This window comes from Mesorhizobium sp. M0496, assembly GCF_040321205.1.
GTDB lineage: Bacteria > Pseudomonadota > Alphaproteobacteria > Rhizobiales > Rhizobiaceae > Mesorhizobium.
In genome coordinates this window covers 1-20,853 of the sequence record NZ_JAMYRC010000005.1, presented here as the reverse complement: position 1 = coordinate 20,853, position 20,853 = coordinate 1, and the positions used below count along the sequence as shown (strand labels likewise).

The 20,853-nt window shown below is 61.5% G+C and carries 18 protein-coding genes and 1 pseudogene; 14 read left to right on the top strand and 5 right to left on the bottom strand.

Going from position 1 to position 20,853, the window contains the following annotated elements; translation table 11 throughout:
* Positions 1-114: 114 nt before the first annotated feature.
* Complete coding sequence (locus tag NKI73_RS07160) at positions 115-429, bottom strand: PqqD family protein (RefSeq protein WP_352628165.1); 315 nt, start codon at positions 427-429, stop codon at positions 115-117.
* A 132-nt stretch (positions 430-561) separates the two neighbouring features.
* A complete protein-coding gene (locus NKI73_RS07155; RefSeq protein ID WP_010913078.1) occupies positions 562-714 on the bottom strand; it encodes a lasso peptide in 153 nt (50 codons plus the stop codon).
* A 516-nt stretch (positions 715-1,230) separates the two neighbouring features.
* On the opposite strand from NKI73_RS07155, the gene NKI73_RS07150 reads away from it, so the two are divergent.
* The 8 genes from NKI73_RS07150 (at position 1,231) to NKI73_RS07115 (ending at position 9,701) form a co-directional block, all read left to right on the top strand.
* Positions 1,231-2,361, top strand: coding sequence for a nucleotidyltransferase family protein (locus NKI73_RS07150; RefSeq protein ID WP_352628164.1), 1,131 nt, complete (start codon positions 1,231-1,233; stop codon positions 2,359-2,361).
* A 95-nt stretch (positions 2,362-2,456) separates the two neighbouring features.
* Positions 2,457-3,479: a glycosyltransferase family 2 protein gene (locus tag NKI73_RS07145; protein ID WP_352628163.1), complete on the top strand. Its 1,023-nt coding sequence runs from the start codon at positions 2,457-2,459 to the stop codon at positions 3,477-3,479.
* 269 nt (positions 3,480-3,748) lie between these two features.
* Positions 3,749-4,144: a hypothetical protein gene (locus tag NKI73_RS07140; RefSeq protein ID WP_352628162.1), complete on the top strand. Its 396-nt coding sequence runs from the start codon at positions 3,749-3,751 to the stop codon at positions 4,142-4,144.
* Positions 4,145-4,292: 148 nt separating this feature from the next.
* Positions 4,293-5,156, top strand: coding sequence for an endo-1,3-1,4-beta-glycanase ExoK (gene exoK, locus NKI73_RS07135; RefSeq protein ID WP_352628161.1), 864 nt, complete (start codon positions 4,293-4,295; stop codon positions 5,154-5,156).
* Between the two features lie 67 nt (positions 5,157-5,223).
* Positions 5,224-6,555 carry a UDP-glucose dehydrogenase family protein gene (locus NKI73_RS07130; RefSeq protein WP_352628160.1) on the top strand — a complete coding sequence of 444 codons (1,332 nt, stop codon included), beginning with the start codon at positions 5,224-5,226 and terminating at the stop codon, positions 6,553-6,555.
* Positions 6,556-6,641: 86 nt separating this feature from the next.
* Entirely contained in the window at positions 6,642-8,084 is a 1,443-nt protein-coding gene (locus NKI73_RS07125) for a GMC oxidoreductase (protein ID WP_352628159.1), read from the top strand.
* 13 nt (positions 8,085-8,097) lie between these two features.
* Entirely contained in the window at positions 8,098-8,547 is a 450-nt protein-coding gene (locus NKI73_RS07120; protein WP_352628158.1) for a hypothetical protein, read from the top strand.
* A 74-nt stretch (positions 8,548-8,621) separates the two neighbouring features.
* Positions 8,622-9,701 carry a glycosyltransferase gene (locus tag NKI73_RS07115; protein ID WP_352628156.1) on the top strand — a complete coding sequence of 360 codons (1,080 nt, stop codon included), beginning with the start codon at positions 8,622-8,624 and terminating at the stop codon, positions 9,699-9,701.
* Between the two features lie 160 nt (positions 9,702-9,861).
* Here NKI73_RS07115 and NKI73_RS07110 read toward each other — a convergent pair whose 3' ends face one another.
* The gene (locus NKI73_RS07110) at positions 9,862-10,884 is read right to left on the bottom strand and encodes a phosphoribosyltransferase (protein WP_352628155.1); all 1,023 of its coding nucleotides are present in this window, start codon (positions 10,882-10,884) and stop codon (positions 9,862-9,864) included.
* Positions 10,885-10,936: 52 nt separating this feature from the next.
* Positions 10,937-12,433: a lipopolysaccharide biosynthesis protein gene (locus tag NKI73_RS07105; RefSeq protein WP_352628154.1), complete on the bottom strand. Its 1,497-nt coding sequence runs from the start codon at positions 12,431-12,433 to the stop codon at positions 10,937-10,939.
* A 183-nt stretch (positions 12,434-12,616) separates the two neighbouring features.
* On the opposite strand from NKI73_RS07105, the gene NKI73_RS07100 reads away from it, so the two are divergent.
* The 6 genes from NKI73_RS07100 to NKI73_RS07075 all read left to right on the top strand — a co-directional run bounded on the left by NKI73_RS07100 (position 12,617) and on the right by NKI73_RS07075 (position 20,304).
* On the top strand, positions 12,617-13,789 hold the full coding sequence (locus NKI73_RS07100) for a glycosyltransferase (protein WP_352628153.1): 1,173 nt from the start codon (positions 12,617-12,619) through the stop codon (positions 13,787-13,789).
* A 34-nt stretch (positions 13,790-13,823) separates the two neighbouring features.
* Positions 13,824-14,819 (top strand): glycosyltransferase family 2 protein, encoded by a 996-nt coding sequence (locus NKI73_RS07095; protein ID WP_352628152.1) that lies wholly within the window; start codon positions 13,824-13,826, stop codon positions 14,817-14,819.
* Complete coding sequence (locus tag NKI73_RS07090; RefSeq protein ID WP_352628151.1) at positions 14,819-15,769, top strand: glycosyltransferase family 2 protein; 951 nt, start codon at positions 14,819-14,821, stop codon at positions 15,767-15,769. Before NKI73_RS07095 ends, NKI73_RS07090 begins: the two co-directional genes overlap by 1 nt.
* Positions 15,759-16,709: a glycosyltransferase family 2 protein gene (locus tag NKI73_RS07085; protein WP_352628150.1), complete on the top strand. Its 951-nt coding sequence runs from the start codon at positions 15,759-15,761 to the stop codon at positions 16,707-16,709. Before NKI73_RS07090 ends, NKI73_RS07085 begins: the two co-directional genes overlap by 11 nt.
* A 74-nt stretch (positions 16,710-16,783) precedes the next feature.
* Positions 16,784-17,680, top strand: coding sequence for a UTP--glucose-1-phosphate uridylyltransferase (locus tag NKI73_RS07080; RefSeq protein WP_352628149.1), 897 nt, complete (start codon positions 16,784-16,786; stop codon positions 17,678-17,680).
* 236 nt (positions 17,681-17,916) lie between these two features.
* The gene (locus NKI73_RS07075; protein ID WP_352628148.1) at positions 17,917-20,304 is read left to right on the top strand and encodes a polysaccharide biosynthesis tyrosine autokinase; all 2,388 of its coding nucleotides are present in this window, start codon (positions 17,917-17,919) and stop codon (positions 20,302-20,304) included.
* Positions 20,305-20,410: 106 nt separating this feature from the next.
* On the opposite strand, the pseudogene NKI73_RS07070 reads toward NKI73_RS07075, so the two are convergent.
* Positions 20,411-20,632, bottom strand: a pseudogene (locus NKI73_RS07070) (putative quinol monooxygenase); the annotation flags it as partial.
* Positions 20,633-20,853: the final 221 nt, after the last annotated feature.

The window sequence follows — 20,853 nt, the reverse complement described above, 5'->3', positions numbered from 1 at the left end:
AGGGAGAAAACCCTGACCAGCCCGCGCCGGCTTCCCCCGCGCTTTGTTTGCTTGGGACTTTTCTTTCTCGCGGATTCCTGTCGCGAATCCGTGATCCACTTTTGCGGAACCGGCTTAGACAAGTGCCTCATGCTGCAGCCTCGCAAGCCCGTTATCGGCCAAGCCCTTCAGCAATGCGTCGACGTCGGCCTGGCAGCGCTGTGGGTCGACAGTGTAACGCGCAAGCACGGCACCGCGGATGTCGGCGATCGATCTGGGCTCCTGGATCAACTCCCAGATGAAGGCGCCGACGCCATTCAGGCTGTAATAGACATTGGATTTGAGATAAAGCAGCGCCAGGCCATTGCCGAACTCGCAAGCCACGGCATCCTTGGTCGCGCCTATCAAATCGTGGTCGGCCAGATCATGGTCAGATAGCTTCCAGTTCATCCCAAAACCTCGCTTACAATACGCACAGGCAGTTCCAGGCAATGAAAGCGGAGTCGGAGGTTTGCCCCCGACTCTCCTATTTCCTTGGGTCCAGAGTACGTAACGTCGTCACTCCGGAAAACTACGATAGGCTCAGGAGAACGTCAGGTCGCCGATCGGCGTGTGCGCGGGGAACGAGGCGTCGATCGCCGTGCTGCCGCCGCCGCCCTGGGTGATGGTTTCAATCGAACCATGCACCGTCAGGCTTGGCGTTTCATATTCATGCTTTTCAACATTCTGTTCCATTTTACTCTCCGATAAGGACTGGAAACGGCCTGTCGAGTGCCGTCAGCACTTTCATGCTGCAACGCAATAGCTGCATAGCAGCATTTATGAGTCAAGCCTGATTTACCAGGCGTTAATCAATTACGGGTTGCGGGTGTCACTACATGTGTGAGCTACGCCCAAAATCTGACTTCTTTTGAGTGGATTTCATAGGCACATGAGTTATAGCGACGACGATTCTTTAAGCATTTGATTTTGCTTGCATAAAGTATTTGCTTGGCGCTTGTATTTTAGGCGCTGCTAATGGAGCAACTTCATTTGGCAAATCCTTGCTGAGCCCGGCTGAAAAACGCCTTGGTGGGGATGTTTCAACTACGATTTTCACTGCCTTTCAGGCGGTATCGGTAAACGCCCCGGTTGCAAAATTCCGCACTGCAAAAGGAAAGGCTTTACGGCATCAAGGTTTTTGGTGATGCTTGTTTCGCACTTGCAGCATAAGCGTCGCGCAAACCGCTTTATTTGGAGACTATGCGCTAAATGGCCCTGCCGGATGGTTCATACGAACGATTGCGCGCCGCCGACTGTGCCGACGAGGTGGCCTATGTGCAGGCATGCCTGCGGTTGTATTTCGCGGGGCCGCACGCCGCCGCCGGCAACGTGTCGATGCCTGGCCTTGGCTGCGCCAAAATTGCCGACATTGCCAGGCTGAACAAGGTCGCGACCTTTGTCCTCAAGGCCCTATCGCGCGCAACTGCGCATGAGAGGCCGCCCGAGCTTTTCGAGTGGCTCGACACCTACCGCAGGAGGACGGTTTCGATGAACGCATCCTGCATCATGGATTCGATGGCGATCCATGACGTGCTGCGCGCCAGCGAAATCGATTTCGTCTTCCTGAAGGGCCCCTTCCAGCAACAGCTGCTCTATGGCGACCACTTCATGAAGCCTTCGGGCGATGTCGACATTCTGGTTTCGCCCGTCGGGTTTTTCAGGGCGCGTGATGCGCTTCGCACGATCGGCTACGAGGTATCAGGCAAGTCGCGTTCCGTCTGGTGGGTCCGCTTCCTCGGCGAACAACACATGACCCACGGCGACGGGCCGAGGCAGTCCACGGTCGATCTTCACTACCGCCTCCAGCAGCCCGGCTCGCCGAGCCCGCGCGACGCGGACGGGTTTCTGCGGCGCAAACGACAGGTCGAGATCGCCGGGGCGACGGCGCCGTTCACCTCGGCAGCCGATACTTTGCTTTTGTCCTGCATCAGCGTCGCCAAGGCGCTTTTCAACCGGGAACCCTGTGCGGGCTATGTCTGCGACGTTCAAGCCAGCGCCAGCCGCCTCGACGAGGCGGATCAGCAGCATGTGCTCGATGCCGCAACCGCGCAGGGACTGGATGACACGCTGCTGCTTGGCCTGCGCGCCGCCGATGTGCTGCTCGGCGGTGCCGGCACGCTGCTGTCGGAGCGGGCGAAACGAATCCTGTCGCGCATCGGCAATGAGGATCTGCTCAGCATGGTTATCGCGCCGTGGCAGCCGTCGCTGCGGTGGCCACAGCGGCGAACGGTGCTGTGGGAACTGTGCGGCCGCGCGCCGGTCCGCTATCTGGCCGAAGCCGGCTGGGCGGCGTCCGCCGACATCAGCCGCCGGATCTTTGAACGGCCGGGCAATCGCTGAATGAAGACAGATTGGGCGCTGATGGCAATTTCATCGGGCATCGAACGAGTACGGGGCGAGGGCAAATCGATATCACCTGTACGAGAGGCAAATCCATGTCGATGACGAAATCCGAGGTCTGCGTGATCATCGCGGCAAAAAACGCGGCGGTGACAATCGCTGTCGCTATAGCGTCCGCGTTGCGCGAACGGGAAGTGGCGGAGGTCGTCGTCGTCGATGACGGCTCCACCGACGGCACCGCTGACGTCGCGCGATCCGCCGACGACGGCAGCGGCCGGCTTACGGTGATGCGCCTCGACGTCAATCGTGGCCCCTCCGCTGCCCGCAACGCCGCGATCAGCGCCTCGAAATCGCCGTTCATCAGCATTCTCGATGCCGACGATTTTTTCCTCGAAGGCCGGTTTCGCAACCTGTTTGCCGGCGCCGATTGGGATTTCGCGGCCGACAACATCATGCTGATCAGGGACGATGCGACGGGCGATGCAACGAAAATCGTCGCGCCGGAATTTGCTGCCGATCCGGAGTTCCTCGATTTCGAGCGCTTCGTCGAAGGCAATATCTCCAGGCGCCGCGTGCAAAGGGGCGAACTGGGCTTTTTGAAGCCGGTAATCAGCCGCGCCTTCCTCGACCGCCATGGCTTGCGCTACGACGAGCGCCTGCGGCTGGGCGAGGACTATGAACTCTACGCCCGCGCGGTCGCCCGCGGGGCGCGGTTCAAGGTCATTCGCTCCTGCGGCTACGGCGCCATCGTCCGCGCCGATTCGCTGAGCGGCCGCCACAAGACCCAGGACCTGGAGCGTCTGGCCGATGCGGATCTGGCGCTGCTGGCCATCGACAGCCTGCCGGAAGGCTCGAAAGCCGTGCTGCGGCGACATGAGCGGCACGTGCGCGACAAATATCGGCTGCGCAACTTCCTCGACGTCAAGTCCGAACAGGGGCTGGCATCGGCCGCGGCTTACGCTTTCGCCAGCCAATCCAACCTCATCCCCATTGTCCAGGGCGTGGCGTCCGACAAGCTTGAGGCGCTGTTTCGCCGTGTCGGCCTTGCTTCCAGGCAAAAGCATGTGCCGCCGCTGCGCTTTCTGATGGCCGGAACCAGCACGGGCAAGGAGCGGTAAGGCTGCACACAAGCCATTTCGGCATCACGCAAACCATTTCGGCCGGATTTATGAGTTTACGAATTGGGTAGTTGCCTCGCGGCCCCGACGATGGCAGTCTATGCTGCGGTGCAGCAATTGGACGACCAGCCGAACTGGCCCCGATCGGATTGGTCTGACGTCTCCCCCCGGGAGAAGCAGGACAATGCGACGCGAGTTTTCTGAGCCCCGGCTGCGGGGATCGGCCAGAAGCCCGGCCCACAAGCCGGCGATGACAGGAATCTGAGTTCATGGCCTCGATATTCGGTTTCAGATCAAGGGATCCGGCCCGCGACCGGCAGACCGATGTTTCACGTCTTGATCGTCTGGCAAAGCTGTTCGAGCAGATCGCGGCCGAGATCGAGTCCGAGAGGGCCGGACTCGAGAATCGCTATCGGACGAAGGCGACCAACGCCGCCTTCCTGGTCGAAGCAATGGAAAACGGTTCCGCCTCTGACAAACGGTCATCCGAAGTCAGCGCACTGACGCAGTCGATCCTGAATTGCGAACGCCGCATTGCGGCGCTGTCGCGCCAGGACGGCATGATGAAGGATCTTCGCCATTCGCTGGATATCGTCTTCGACGAGAGTGCCGATACGGCCCCCGCGGCTGAATTCGCCAGGCCGGCGGGAGCCGGCAGGGGTTGAAGGTGAGGGCTCGGAACTGTTGCAACGGATTTGATGCAAGGCAAGAAAAGCAATTCGGGAGGGTCACAAAAGAGTCAAGGTTGCCCGCTCAGGAGCGGTTCGAACGTCGACTTTGGGTTGGGGACGCACAGCGCAAAGGTGAGTTTGTATGAATTCGAATCCGAAACCTAGGTCCACGACAACACTTGACGCACCGTCGTTCGCACAGCAGACCGGGCAAGCCGGCCGGCGGCGGCTGGTTTCGCTCGGTGCGTTGCTGCTGGCCGCTCTTGGCAGTTTCCTGGCAACCCCTTCCCATGCCCAGGACATTCCGACATCGCCGTCCTTTGTCGACGATTTCAAAAGCTTAGATCGTGCACGTTGGTATGTTTCCGACGGCTGGAACAATGGCAACCATCAGAATTGCACCTGGTCGAAGGGACAGGTCAGCCTGTCGGACGGCGTGCTGTCGCTGGGCTTCGAGAAGCAGCAGCTGAAGGACCGTGAGTTTGCCTGCGGCGAGGTCCAGACCAAGCAGCGTTTCGGCTACGGCACCTATGAGGCCCGGTTGAAGACCGACACCGGCTCCGGCCTCAACGCAGCGTTCTTCTCCTATATCGGTCCATCCGACAAACAGCCCTGGGATGAGATCGACTTCGAAATCCTGACCAAGGATACCTCCAAGGTGCAGGTCAATGCCTATATCGCGGGCAAGGGCAAGAACGAGAAGCTGGTCGATGTGCCGGGCGGCACCCAGAATGCGTTCAACGACTACGCCTTCGTCTGGCAGAAGGACAGCTTGCGCTGGTACGTCAACGGTGAGTTGGTCAACACGATCACCGATCCGGCGAAATTGCCGAGCCATGCGCAGAAGATTTTCTTCAGCCTGTGGGGCAGCGATACGATGACCGGTTGGTTGGGAGCGTTCGCGGATCCTGGGCGCAAGCTCACGCTGCAGATCGATCGCGTCGCGTTCACGGCCTTGGGCGAACCCTGTCAATTTCCGGAATCGCTGGCATGCAGCGTAAAGTAGTTGGGAAAGTCGATTTGAACTGGCCGGGCCGAAGGCGGTCCGTTGCCTTGCATGGGAATGAAACCGAATGAACTTGACGGTGTTTGGAATTGGCTATGTCGGCCTCGTGCAGGCGGCGGTGCTTGCCGAAGTCGGGCATCATGTGGTGTGCGTCGACATCGACGCCGCCAAGGTCGAGCGGCTTAATCAGGGCCTGGTTCCCATTTTCGAACCCGGATTGGAAAACCTCGTCAAGGAGAACCATGCGGCCGGCCGCATCAAGTTCACCACCGATGCCGCCGCCGCCGTCAGACATGGCGAGATCCAGATGATCGCGGTCGGCACGCCACCCGGCGAGGATGGCTCCGCCGATCTCAAATATGTGCTGGCCGTCGCCGAGACCATCGGTCGTGAGATGGACAAGCCCAAGATCGTCGTCGGCAAGTCGACGGTGCCGGTCGGCACCTGCGAAAAGGTCAAGGCCAGGATCGCCGAAACGCTGAAGAAGCGAGGCCGCGAGGATCTGGCCTTCGACGTCGCTTCCAATCCGGAATTCCTCAAGGAAGGGTCCGCGGTCGCAGACTGCATGAAGCCGGATCGCATCATCGTCGGCACAGACAGCGAAGACACCGAGGCGGTGATGCGTGAACTCTACGCGCCGTTCAATCGCAACCACGAGAAGATGATCGTGATGGACGTGCGCAGCGCCGAATTCACCAAATATGCCGCCAATTGCATGCTGGCGACCAAGATCAGCTTCATGAACGAGATGGCCAATTTGGCCGAGCAGCTCGGCGCCGACATCGAGGAGGTCCGCAAGGGCATCGGCAGCGATCCGCGCATCGGCTACCATTTCATCTATCCGGGTCTTGGTTATGGTGGCTCGTGCTTCCCGAAGGATGTGCGGGCGCTGATCAAGACCGCCGAAGGCGTCAAGTTCGACGCCAAGCTGCTGCGCGCCGTCGAGGAGCGCAACAACGCACAGAAATCGGTTCTCTTCGACAAGGTGGACCGCTACTTCAAGGGCAATCTCAAAGGCAAGACCTTCGCGCTGTGGGGCCTGGCCTTCAAGCCCAACACCGACGACATGCGCGAGGCGCCGGCGCGTGTCGTGATGGAAGCGCTGTGGAAGGCCGGCGCCAATGTCCAGGCCTATGATCCAGAGGCGATGCAGGAATGCCAGGCCATCTACGGCCTGCGCGACGATCTGCTGTTGTGCGGTACCAAGGAGGCGGCACTGCGCGGCGCCGACGCGCTGTTGATCGCCACCGAGTGGAAGAGCTTCCGCGCGCCCTCCTTCGACGCGCTGAGAGATGCACTGACCACGCCGGTCATCTTCGATGGCCGCAACCTCTATGACCCCAAGGTCATCGCCCGCCACGGCATCGAATATCACTCGATCGGCAGAATGGCGGCATGAGACCGGGCAGGGACAGGCGGATGCAAGACCGGTCCAGCCGACGGGCGCAAGGATTGAGCGCGTATTTCTGTGTGGAGTTGTAGCTGATGGTGCTGGACGTAAAGCCAGAGCAAATCACCAAGGATCATTTCGATCTCGTCGCGATCGGTTCCGGCTTCGGTTCGGCCTTCTTCCTGCATGAGTTCGCCAAGCGGCGAAAGGCACGCATTCTGGTGCTGGAGTGGGGGCGCCACAACACCCATGAATGGCAGCTCGAGCAGAACGCCAACACCGACATCGACGATGAAACGACCTACAAGACCAATTCCGACAAGCCGTGGAACTACACGATCGGGCTGGGTGGCGGAACGAACTGCTGGTTCGCGCAGACGCCAAGGTTCCATCCCAATGACTTCAGGTTGAAAAGTACCTACGGCATCGGCAATGACTGGCCGATCAGCTATGACGACATCGAGCCGTTCTACTGCGACGCCGAAGACATCATGTCGATCTCAGGCGACCCCGACATGGCGGCGATGCTGCCGCGCTCGAAGCCGTTTCCGCAACCGCCGCATCGCATGTCGACACCCGACCGGATGATGAAGGCGGCGCAGCCCGGCCAGCATTTCGTCATGCCGACCGCGCGGGCACGGGTACCGACTTCACAACGCACCTCGTGCTGCGCCAATCTGCGCTGCTGGCTATGTCCGGCCGACGCGAAATTCACCGTCAACAACGGGTTGATGCATGTCTTCGAGCATCCCGATGTTTCGGTCTGCCTTGGTGCGGAAGTGCGCCGGCTCGATCACGTCGGCGGCGCGGTCCGTTCGGTCACGTTCATGCATGACGGCAAGGAATATCAGGTCAGCGGCGATCTCTTCATTCTCGGCGCGAATGCCATCCAAAGCGCGGCGATCATGTTGCGGTCCGGCCTGGGCGGTGAATTCGTCGGCCGCGGCCTGCACGAATCCTACGGCTGGAATTTCGAGGTCTATCTCGACGGCGTCGACAATTTCGACGGCAGCACCATCACCACCGGCTTGAATTTCGGCCTCTATGACGGCCCGCATCGATCGGAGCACGCAGCGGCACTGGTCTATTTCGAGAACCGCTGGCAGCACGGAATGCGTGCCGAAAAGGGGCGGCTGCGCCAGGCGCTGCCGCTTGTCGTGGTCACCGAAAACCTGCTCGACCCCGAGAATTTCGTCACGCTTGACGCGGATGAGAATGCCTTCGTCAGCTTCAAGGCGCCATCGGATTACGCGGTGAAGGGCATGGCTCGCGCGCTGGACAAATTGCCTGACCTTTTGGCGCCGCTGCCGGTCGAAAAGCTCTTCGACCGTGGCATCCGGCCGACCGAATCGCATGTTCAGGGGACGCTGAGGATGGGTACCGGCCCGGCCGATTCGGTGATCGACAGCGGCATGATCCATCACCAGCTCAGAAATCTGGTCGTCGTCGGCACCAGCACCTATCCGAGCTGCTCCTGCGCCAACCCAAGTCTGACCGCGGCAGCGCTGTCCTTGCGGGCGGCGGGCCGGATCGCGTGAAAGGAGGCATCGGATGATCGAAATTTCGCGACGCTCGGTCCTGGCCATCATGGCTGGCGGAGTGGTTTCGACAGGGGTCGCCTACGCCGCCGTTTCCTCATTCTCGGACGAGGATCTGGTGCGCGTCACGCTCGAAAAATACCTTGGCAGACTGAACATCCGCATCGAGCATCTGCAGCAGTTCGTGCTGGAGTTCCGCAACCGCAATCCGTGGGTCTTTCCAAGCGAAAAACTGAGCGACGCCGTCACTCTGGTGGAGGAACTCAAATTGGGCGCCGCGCGCCGCCTGCTGCCCCAGCAGAAGTGGGAAGATCTGGTGCATTTCGACCGCTGGGTCATCGCCGAGTTCCATATGCTGACGGACTATGCCTGGCGCAGTTCGCCCAACGACCCGATCCGGTTTACCGGCTGGCAATCCTGTACCAATCCCTTCGCGAATCTGGAGCCGCCGAAACTTGCCTGACGTCGAAAGCGAGGCGGCGGACTATGCCTGTTGCCTCTCAGCGAAGAATACGAGATGCGACAAGGAGCCCGATCATGAAAGTTCTTTTTGCAGGTGGCAACGGCTACACACCCGAGTTCAGTGGCGGCGTGCAGTCGAGCACGCACCATCTGGCCGAACAGCTGATCGAACATGGGCATGAAGCCGCGGTGCTTGCCGCCCTGTTCGGCGATGGTGTCTTCGGCTTCAAGGCGCGTGCCAAGATGAAGCTGCTGCGGCAGCCGGCGGTCATCGACAGCTATCCCGGCTATCCGGTGGTGCGGGCCTGGTTTCCCTGGGAAGCGGCGGCCTTTGCCGTGGACAGGCTGAAGCCGGATGTGGCCGTGGTCCAGTGTCACAAATCGGTTCCGATCGGCAAGGCGCTGCAGGCGAAGGGCGTGCCTCTGGTCATCTATCTCCGCAATGTCGAGTTCCACGAACTGGGCGGCGATCTGCGCGAATTGCACTCGGCAGTCTACATCGCCAATTCCGAGTTTACCGCGCGCACCTACAAGCGAGAGTTCGGCATCGAGGCGGCGGTGATCCCGCCGACCATCAACCCGGCGCATTACTCCACGCCGACAACGGGCCAGTTCGTCACGCTGATCAATCCTTATGAGGAAAAGGGTTTTGAGCTTGCGGTGCGCATCGCTGGCGCCTGCCGCGAAATCCCTTTCTTGTTCGTCGAAAGCTGGAAGCTGGACGACGATCATCGGACGCGGATCGAGCAGACGATCGCACCCTCGGGCAATGTCGTGCTGGAGAGCCGCACCAGCGACATGAAGACCGTCTATGGCCGCACCAAGATCCTGCTTGCTCCCAGCAAGTGGGAGGAGGCCTGGGGCCGCGTTGCATCGGAGGCCCATTGCAGCGGAATCCCGGTTGTCGGCTCGCGGCGCGGCGGCCTGCCCGAGGCGATCGGCTCGGGCGGCGTGGTGCTCGACTATGATGCTCCGCTTGCCGACTGGGTCGCGGCCGTCAGGCGGCTGTGGAATGATAACCAGGAATATGACCGGCTTTCAGGCCTCGCGCGCAGCTTCGCCGGACGCTCGGAACTCGATCCCGATCGCCAGTTCATGACCTTCTTCTCGATATTGGACAAGGCAATGCAGCAGCGCGCGCGGCAAGCGGCTTAGCCAAGGCGCGCAGCAAGACTGCTTAGAGCAGTTCACCGTTTCACGGAAACGGCGAACCGCTCTAACTCCTTGTTTTGACGCAATTCCCAAGGGAAAGCGCTATGCGCTTTTCCCGGGGAAACCGTTTCACACTTTTCCTGGAATTGCTCTAGCGTGGGGATCAGGCCAGGCGTTTGACGCGATTTTTCAGCGTCTCGTAGCCACGGGCGCCCAGCAGGGCGCGGGCAATGGTCTTGGCGGTACTCTTGCGGCCCTCTTGCGAGTTGATCTGCCGCAGCCTTGCCGGCAGGTTGCGGGCTGCCTGGCCGAGTGCCGGCAGCGACAGCGTGTCGGGAAAGCTGACCATGTGCGTTTCGACGCACAGCACCGGCTTGCCGGACAGTTCGGTGATCCTCAGCGCTTGTTCATGTTCGCTCTCGATGAACAGGATAGCATCGGACTTGCGATAGAAATCAGCCTTGAAACTGCCATGTGCGCCAAGCCGTTGCCGTTCCGCCTTGCTCGGCAGATCGAGCATGATCAGCTGGTCATATTTAATCTCATGCTTGGCAAGCCATGCCTCGGTGAGCGCGCGGTATTTCTCCAGCCGGCTGGTGACCAGCCAGCCGATCTTGTGGGTCGCGACATGGAGAGGCCGCGCCTCGCTCAGAAATTTCTCATAGGCTGGGCCGTCGTCGTTCTCGGCCTCCGTCGGGTCGAGGCATAGCACGCCGTCAATGTCGACGCAGCATTGCGCCAGGAATTTGTGATGCATGAAGTTCCATTGGAACATGCGCGGATGCGGCACGACCTCGAAGACGAGGTCGGTTTCCTCGTGCTGCGGCTGCAAGCCGAACACGGCGGCAAAGGTGAAATCGGCCTCGATGCCGGCAGCCTGGATGCGGGCGCGTGCGTCGCGCATGGCGTTACCGCCGGCGACGCTGTCATCGATCACGAGCACCTTGCGCATCTCGAAGACCTTGCGGTCGAGCGCGGCACGGCGCTTGGTGACGCCGGACGTGTAGATCCGCCCGGTCAGGAAGCTGTCGAGATCGGTCATCGGGATGTTGGCCGCAAGGCTGACCAGCGTTGCCGCCAGCACGCCGCTTCTGGGAACGCCGACGACCAGGTCGATGTCACGCGGCAGCCGGTGCAGGCCCCTGACAATGGCGTCGTTCATATCGGAGATCGATCGGTAGTGCATGGTTCAGACCTGGTCCTGGAGGGTATGTCCGTAGCTGTCGAAGGCGCCCAAATTATTGCGCTTCGCGCGGCGCTGCCGCGGGCAGCCTTGCCGGCAGCATCTTGAGAGCCTCGCGCAGGGCTTCGCGGCCGGAGGCGAATGCCAGTGCGATGACGATGGTGATGAGGTAAGCGAGCACGGCGCCGCTGGCCAGGGCAATCACATGCTGCTGCGGCAGCTGCGGCTTGATGAACCAGATCGCGGCCAGCGCCAGATGGGCGCCAAGCACGAACGGCGTTGCCGCGCGAAGCACATGGTGCGCCTGCAGCGGTCCGCTCTTGCCGACATAGAGCCACAGGAACGGCGTCCGCAGATACTCGCTGATCGCGTAGGCTATCGCCACGCCCAGCGCGCCATAGGGCAGACCGAGCATGAAGGCCAGCACCGATGTCACCGCCGTTATGATGCCCCAGCGCATGAAATCGCCGGAGCGGCCCTGGCTGACAAAAAGCCATCCCGCCGGATTGTTGAGCGGCTGCAGCAGCCCGGCAAAGCCGAGTGCCAGGAAAATCGAGGCGCTTGCGCGCCATTGCTCGCCGAGCACGAAGGGGATCAGCACATCCGACATCGCGGTGGCGAAGGCGACGCCGGGGAGCGCCACCAGCAGGATCAGCGGCATGACGCGCAGATAGGCGCTGCGGTAGCGGTCCGGCTCGTCCTTCAGCCTGGAAAGTGCCGGAACCATCACCTTCGACAGCGGGTTGGTGATCTGGCTCAGCGGAAACAAAAGCAGCTTGTAGGCGCGGTCATAGAGACCGAGCTGCGCCTCGCCCCAGTATTTGCCGATCAGCACGTTGTCGAGGTTGCGGGCAAAGAAATTGGCGAAGTTGAAGCCGGTGATGCCGGCGCCGAAATTGATCAATTCGCTGATGCCGGCGACCTTGCGCGGCAGGCCCGGACGCCAGCGTGAGCTCGCCCAGTAGCAGAGCGTCGGCAGCACGGCACCGGTCAGCGTGCCGGCAAACAGCGCCCAATAAGAGCGGTCGATGAAGGTCCAGGCGATCGAGACAGTGAGCCCGGCGATGGCGCTGGCGACGTCGATGACGGCCAGCCGGCCGAACTGCATGCGGCGCGTCAAGAGCGCCAGATGCTGCGCACCCAGCCCATAGGCCATGATCTGCAAGCCAAACGCGGCCACCAGGCCGGTCACGCGCGGCTCGCCATAGAAGGCGGCGACCAGCGGCGCGGTACCCGCAAGCACACAGGCCAGGATCGCGCTGACGGCGACATTGATCCAGAAGAGGTAGTTCACCTCCTCATGCCGGATGCCGCTTTTCTGGATTGTCGCCTGGGTCAGGCCGAAATCCTGGAACAGCGCGATGAAGGCCAGCACCGGCGCGCACATCGCCACGACACCGAAATCCTGTGGCGACAACAGCCGCGACAGCACGATGACGGACAGGATCTGGGTCGCGACCCGCACCGATTGCGCCATGGCCGTGACAACTGCGCCGCGCCCAACCGATTTGCGCAAAGAGCCTTCTGGCGGATCAAATGCATTGGCTTCCAAATTCAGGATTCCTGATTTTTTGCGCGGATTCCAAACTCGAAAATCCACGACCGCCGCCGACCACAAACTACGACAATAATTTTGCAGTGCAACAGAAAACGTGGATCGTTGCACCAAAAATGTTGCGATGCAGCAAGAGGTGTACTAGCATTCCCATGGGTGGGCCAACAGCGGTCGAGTTTCATGCTGCATGTCTTGTACCTTGTGCACGACGTCTCCGACCCGGCCGTGCGCCGGCGGATTACGATGCTCAGGGCAGGTGGGGCCCAGGTCACCTTGGCCGGCTTCCGTCGCACCACGAATCCGATTGCGGATGTCGAGGGATTGCGGCCGATCGACCTTGGCGCGACGCGTGACGGGCGATTCGGCCAGCGCCTCGCGGCGGTCGCCAAGGCGGCTCTATCGATCGGCTCGAAACTTGGCGGCATGCCGAGACCCGATCTCATCATTGCGCGCAACCTGGAAATGCTGGCGCTCGCCCGCCGCGCCCGGTCAGCCTTCGGTGCGTCGGTGCCGATCGTATATGAGTGCCTCGACATTCATCGCCTTGTGCTGCGCAACGATGTCCTGGGCAAGGCGCTGCGCGCCACGGAACGCTTTCTGGCAAGGGATGTGAAGCTGCTGGTGACCAGTTCGCCGGCCTTCATCGCCAATTATTTCAAGCCGTTCGGCCAGGTCGCGGCACCCATCGATCTGGTCGAAAACAAGTACTTCGAGGCCGCGGCGATCTTGCCCGGCGCCCCCGAGGCATTGGAGAGTCCGGTCGGCCCGCCATGGCGGATCGGCTGGTTCGGCGCCTTGCGCTGCCGCCGTTCGCTCGAACTGCTGGCCGATTTCTCCCGCCGCATGGAGGGACGTTTCGAGATCGTGCTGCGCGGCCGTCCGGCTTTGTCCGAATTCCCGGATTTCCATGGCTTCGTCGAAGCCGAACCATGGCTGTCGTTTCGCGGGCCCTACCGCAACCCGGAGGACATGGCGGCGATTTATAACGACGTCCATTTTTCCTGGGCGATCGACTTTTTCGAAGCAGGGCAAAACTCCGAATGGCTTCTGCCAAACCGGCTCTATGAAGGCTGCCGTTTCGCCGCGGTGCCGATCTCGATGGGCAACACCGAGACTGGGCGGTTCCTCAAACAGCAGGATATCGGCGTGCTCCTGCCCGATGCGTCGCCCGATGCGCTCGAAGCCGCGCTAGGCAAGATGGAGGAGCATCGCTTCGCCAGGCTGAAGGGGCGTGTTCTGGCCCGCAATCCGAGGACCTGGAGCTACGATCGCAGCGATTGCCGGGCGCTCGTCGAACGGCTGCGCAGCCTGACCGCCGTGCCCGGCCCCTTTGCAGCGGAGGCATTGGCATAGGATGGCCAGAGATGGACAGAGGCAAGATGGACTGATGACGCAGACCGAGAAAACATCATCCAGCCTGATCGTTATCCCATGCCTGAACGAAGCCGCCCATATCGGCGCGCTGCTCGATCAATTGCGACCCGCTGCAGCCAGGCTTGACGCCCGGATCATCGTCGCCGATGGCGGCAGCACCGACGGTACGCTGGCCATCGTCCAGGACATCGTTGCGAAGGACAAGCGCGTTATCCTGCTTCACAATGAGCGGCGCATCCAGAGTGCGGCGATCAATCTCGTCGTCGGCACGTTCGGTGAGGGTACCGACTATCTCATCCGCATCGATGCGCATGGCGGCTATCCCGACGACTATTGTGACCGGCTGGTCGAGGAGGCATTGGCCACCGGAGCGGATTCGGTTGTGGTTTCGATGCTGACCAGCGGCAGCAGCACCGTGCAGAAGGCGGCCGCCGCGGCACAGAACTCCAAGCTCGGCACCGGTGGCTCGAAACATCGGCACCTTTCGGGGGGAGAGTGGATCGACCACGGCCATCACGCTCTGATGCGGATATCGGCCTTCGGGGCAGTCGGCGGTTATGACGAGACGTTCAGCCACAACGAAGATGCAGAACTCGATTACCGGCTGAGACAAGCCGGCTACAAGATTTGGATGAGCGGCAAGACGCAGATGATCTACTATCCGCGCGCCTCGCTCTCCGGCCTCTATTTCCAGTATCTTGGCTATGGCCGCGGCCGTGCCAAGAACGTGCTGAAGCACCGCGTCATCCCAAAAGTCCGGCAGATGGTGCCGCTGCTGGTGTTTCCGGTCGTGCTGCTGGCGGTCTTGTCTTTCGTGTACTGGCTGGCGGCGGTGCCGCTGCTGATCTGGGCATCGGTGTGCCTGGGCTATGGCCTGTGGACGGCCATCCGCCAGCGCAATGCGGATATCGCGCTTGCCGGTGTTTCGGCGATGGTCATGCATCTGGGCTGGTCGGTCGGCTTCTGGCTGCAGCTTCTCGGCCTCGGCTCTCGGCGCGGGGTGGCGTGATGGCGTTGCAGGCCAAGAACCGCAGCATCGACATCGGCGTCTGCACGTTCCGGCGACCGGAACTGGCCGACACGCTGCGCTCGCTCGACGCCATGGATATGCCGACGGGATTCGATATCCGCATCATCGTCGCCGACAATGACGACACCCCGACCGCTCGCGACCTGGTGGCGGTGCTGTCGCGGGAATTGACGGTGCCGATCCACTATCAACATGCTCCGGCGCGCAACATCTCGATCGCTCGCAACGCCTGCCTCGACGCCAGTACGGCGGATTTCGTCGCCTTCATCGACGACGACGAGACCGCCACGCCCGCATGGCTCGCCGAGCTGGTCGCGATGGCTGAAACCAGCGGTGCCGCCGCCGTGCTCGGCCCTGTCAGGGCGCGCTATCGCCAGGATGCACCGGACTGGATGCGGCGCGGCGACTTCCATTCGACCTTGCCCGTCTGGGTGCGCGGCGAGATCCAGACGGGCTACACCTGCAACGTTCTGCTGCGGATGGGATCGGACAGCCTGCGCGGCCGCCGTTTCGGCCTGGCGCGCGGCCAGACCGGTGGCGAAGACACCGAATTCTTCGACCAGATGCACAAGGCCGGCGGCCGCATCGCTTTTGCGCCGGAAGCTTGGGTCGACGAGGTGGTGCCGCGCTCAAGAGCGGCATTCGACTGGCTCGGCCGCCGCCGCTTCCGCGTTGGGCAGACGCATGGCCATCTTCTGGGTAGTAGCGCCAGCGGCATCGGTCTGGTCAAGCAGGTCGGGCTGGCGTCGGCAAAGGCCCTCTATTGCTTCGCTTCGGCACTTCCGGTCGTCATCAGTCCGGTCCGCAGGAACCGAAGCGTGCTGCGCGGCATTATGCATGTCGGCGTAGTCAGTGGCCTTGTCGGCATCCGCGAAATCCGCCTTTACGGTCAGCCTTCGCCACAGGAAGGAGGCAAGCGTGCAGCCTGATGTCAGCTTCGTGATTGCCGCCTTCAACGCCGAGGCGACCCTCGACCGGGCGATCGCCAGCGCCATCGCCCAGAAAAACGTCAGCGTCGAAATCATCGTTGTCGACGACAAGTCGCGCGACGCGACGCTCGACGTGGCGCGGGCCTACGCGCAGGATATCGTCAGCGTCGTCGCCCTGGCCAGCAATCGCGGCCCTGGCGGCGCCAGGAATGCAGGCCTCGATGCCGCCCGAGGCAGATGGATCGCGGTTCTCGATTCCGATGACGCGGTCTTTCCCGACCGGCTCGCCGCAATGATCGCTCGTGCTGAAAGAGCAGGTGCCCAGATCGCCGTCGACAATCTGCAGGTCATTCGTGAGGACGGTGTCGTCGAGGACGCGATGTTCCCGCGGCATTATCTGGAAGGCTTGCGCGAAATTTCGCTGGCCACCTACATCGCCGGCAACGTCGTCTTCGAATCGAAGTTCAATCTCGGCTACCTCAAGCCGATCTTCCAGCGCGAGTTCCTGAACGAGAACCAGCTTCGTTATGATGAAAAACTGAGGATCGGCGAAGACTACATCCTGTTTGCCGGCGCCCTGGCCAAGGGCGGCAAATGCGTGGTCGAACCTGATATCGGCTATGCCTACCATATCCGTAGCGGTTCCATCTCGCGCGTGCTCGAGCTTCACCACGTCGAAGCGATGCTCAGGGCAGATGCGGTGTTCGCTCAAACCCATCAGATGGATGAGGCCGCGCAGGCCGCCTTCGCTCGACGCGGTCGCAGCCTGCGCAAGGCCGCGTCGTTCCTGTCGATGGTTCAGCACATCAAGGCGCGGTCCCCGCTAAAGGCGATCTGGACAGCGCTCAGCGACCCGGCGGCGGTCAGGCATATGGGCATGCCGATCGCGGTGCGGTTCCGAAGAATGGCGGCACAGTTTGCCGTTGGGGCGGGGAGGTGAAGATGCAGGCACATGGAGGGTTTTTTCATGGCCTGCGAATGGACTGAAGTCGATCTCCTCAGAAGGAATTTGCGATGAAGAAAATCAGGAAAGCCGTGATACCGGTGGCGGGGCTTGGAACACGGTTCCTGCCGGCGACCAAGTCGATGCCGAAGGAAATGCTTCCCGTCGTCGACAGGCCTGTAGTGCAATATGCGGTGGATGAGGCTTTCGAGGCGGGCATCGAGCACATCGTGTTCGTGACCGGTCGCAACAAGGCGGTGATCGAGGACTATTTCGACCTGCATCCGGAACTGATCGGAACCCTGGAGCAGACCGGCAAGAAGGCGCAATTGCAGTCGCTGGAAAGCCTTTTGCCGGTGGCCGGTGCCACTAGCTTCATCCGCCAGCAATCGCCGCAAGGCCTCGGCCATGCCGTCTGGTGCGCGCGCGAGGTTATCGGCAACGAGCCCTTCGCCTTGCTGCTGCCGGACATGGTCTCCTTCGGCGGGCGCGGATGCCTGGCCGAAACCGTCGACCTTTATGAGCGCACCGGTGGCAATGTCATCGCCGTCGAGCGTTGTGACCCGAGCGAGACCAACAAATACGGCATCGTTGGCCGTGGCGCCGAAATCGGCGGCGGCTTCGAGGTGACGGCCATGGTTGAAAAGCCAGCGCCGGCCAACGCGCCGTCGAATTTCTACATCAACGGCCGCTACATCCTGCAGCCCGAGATCTTCGCGCTTCTGGGCAATCAGCAGCGCGGCGCCGGCAACGAGATCCAGCTGACGGACGCCATGGTCCGTCTGTCGACGGATCAGCCGTTCTTCGCCCAGCCTTTCAAGGGCCGCATGTTCGACTGCGGTTCCAAGGAAGGGTTCATCCAGGCCAATATCGCCTTCGCGTTGGCGCGCGACGACATGAAGGGCCCGGTTTTCGAGATGCTTCAGGAGTTCGTCCGGTCGCATGAACGCCAGGAAGAAGCCGCATAATGCCCATTTTTCGGGAGCATTTTCAGATGGCTGGCGAAGAGGGGCCGACAGGCCCTCGCTGTCTGGCACGACGCGTGCATCGATTCTGGCGATGCTCCCGATCTTCGAGGGGCCTGCAAGCCAAAGCATGATTCCGGAAAGTGGGTCCCGGTTTCCGGCAAAGATCATGCTTAAACAGTAAGATAGAGCCCATTGCGATCGATCGGAATGGGACCGGCTCTAGAATTGGACCGAAGATGAATTATGCCAACTTTCCTCTCGACAAGAGGATGCCATTGCCGAATTCGGATGCAGGAGACGGCGAAGACTTCATCGATATCGAGCGGCTGCTTGGCATGGCTGCACGGCAGGCCAAGGTGGTTGCCGTGTGCGCTGTCATCGGTCTCTTCCTGGGCGTGCTCTATTTGCAGACGACGCCGCCCAAATATCAGTCGGTCGCGAGCGTGCTGATCGACGAGGGCTTGAACAAGATTGTGGACGACATCTCGGCGGCGTCGACAACCATGCAGACCGATTCCGCCATCCTGAGCCAGATCGAAATCCTGACCTCGACGCGGCTTGCCTCGGTGGTGGTCGACAAGCTGAAGCTCGACCAGAACGATGCGTTCATGAATCCGCCCGTATCGGCTCTGGCGAAGGGCGTCGGTTTTGTCCGAAGCGTGATCCAGTATGTCCGCCCCAGCCCTTCCATGCCGGGCGTTGGCGACATCAGCAAGCTCGATCCCGCGGCCCGCGACGCGCTGATCGCGACGTCGCGTCGTGACTACGCGATCCTCAAGCTGCAGAACGAGATGCAGGCAGAGCGCGTCGGCCGAAGCTATGTCATCGCGCTTGGCTATCAGGCGACGGATCCGGCCCTGGCGAACGCGGTCACCAAAGCCTATGCCGATGCCTATCTCGCCGATCAGCTCGATGCCAGCTTCGACGCCACCGAGCGGGCGGCGGTCTGGCTGCAGGGCCGGTTGACCGAACTGCGCCAGAGTTCCCAGGCAGCCTCGCTCGCGGTCGAGAAATTCCGGGCCGAACACGGGCTTGCCGCCAACAGCGATGGCCAGCTGATGAGCGACAAGCAGCTCTCCGATCTCAACGCCCAGCTCATCGTCGCGCAGGCCGACACTGCGCGCGCCAGCGCCCGCTACCAGCAGTACAAGGCGATTGTCGACAGCGGCTCCGACAATGCCTTCAAGGATGCCGCCATATCGAGCGACCAGCCGAGCAGCTCGGTCATCGCGGCGCTCAAGACCCGCTACCTGACGGTGGCCAAGCGGCTGCAGGATGTCGAGGCGAATTTCGGTCCCGAGCATCCGCAGGCGGTGGCGCTCGCCAAGGAGAAGGCCGACATATCGACGCAGATTTTCGGCGAACTGAAACAACTGACCGAAAGCTATCGCAACGAATATGAAGTGGCGCAGGCGCGCGAGACCGCGCTCAGGGCCAATGTCGCGGCCGCACAAGGCAAGAGTTCCGTCGACAACCAGACGCAAGTCAAGCTGCGTGAACTCGATCAGCAGGCGACGGCACTCACCACGCTCTATCAGACATTCCTCGGCCGCTATGAGGAAGCCGCGCAGCAGCAGTCCTTCCCTGTCGGCAAGATCCGCATCATCTCGGACGCCTCGATGCCGCTTACCGCGTCAAGCCCGCGTACGATTATCGTGCTCGGACTTTCGCTGGTTCTTGGCACGCTGATGGGCGCCGGCTTCGGCGGCCTGAACGAGTTCAACGAACGGTTCTTCAGGACGGGCGAGGATGTGCGCGACCGCGTCGGCCTGAAATTCCTCGGCTATCTGCCGACGATCGGCGGCAAGCTCGGCAAGGAAGAAAAGCCGGGCGAGACCAAGATGGATACCAAGACCGCCAAATCGCTTTCGGCGGCGGAAAAGCGGGCGCGCATGCGGGTCAGCATCGATTCGCCTGCCTCGATGTTCTCCGAAACGCTGCGCAGCACCAAGATCGCCTTCGACGTCGTGTTGGAAGGGCAAGGCAGCCGCGTCATCGGCGTCATCTCGGTGCTTCCCGGCGAGGGCAAGTCGACGGTCGCGGCAAATCTCGCCGGCTTGCTTGCCGCCAACGGCGCCAAGACGCTGCTGATCGACGGCGACCTGCGCAATCCCGGCCTCAGCCGAGGCCTCGGCATGGAAGCCGAGCAAGGCTTGATGGAGGCGGTGGTCAGCGGCCAGACCTGGCAGTCCGTTGGAAAGATCGACAGGCAGACGAAGCTGGCGATCATCCCGGCAGCGCTGCGCGGCAACTTCTCGCATACCAGCGAACTTCTTTCCTCGGCCGGCATGCGGCGCTTCATCGAGAACGCCAAGGAGACGTTCGAATACATCGTCGTCGATCTGCCGCCACTCGGACCGGTGGTCGACGCCAAGGCCTTCGCGCCGCTGGTCGACGGCTTTGTGCTCGTCACCGAATGGGGCCGCACGCCGCGCGCGATGGTCAGGTCGATGCTGGAATCCGAGCCCTATGTCGCCAACAAGATCGTTGGCGCGGTGCTGAACAAGGTCGATCTGAAGAAGCTTGCCAAATACGGATCGTTCGGCGGCTCGGAAAAATTCTTCGATAAATACTCGAGCTACTATCTGGAAAAGTCGGAAGTGCGCAGCAAGGCGCCGGTCTGATATCGGCCGTTGTTCGGCCAGATACTCTTAACCAGAGCGCATCGCGTTGAGAGGGAGTCGACCGCTCTGGATGAACGGCGGTGTCGAGCCGGGTCTCGGTCGCGGGTCAGTCTGAAACCTGACCGGATTTCGCTGCCAGCGTGATCGGGTCAGTTTCGATGAGCCGAAGTGACCGCACCATATGCGCCGTTTGCGTCTTGTATCTGAGAAAATGCGGCGTGGTCAGGTGGGCTTCGTAGGCCGCCTGATCAGCGTAGCATTCGATCACGCGCACCTTTTCTGGTGCGCCTTTTTCCGACACGGCATGAAGGAAAAGTACGCCGGGCTCGTCGACCGTGAACTATCCGCAAGCCGTTGATCTGGCATGTTGATTGAGGCGGATAGCGGCTTTTGGATTGCAGGATTAGCGGTTTATGGGGGCTGTTTTCCTGCAATTCGGTTTTGCGATTCCCTTGTGCTGCGGCGCGTGATTCACTTGGTTCGGCGGCGGCGAATCGAGGGACGGCGAATGTCCAGGCCACGCGAGAAGCGCGAGACGGGAAAACAGGA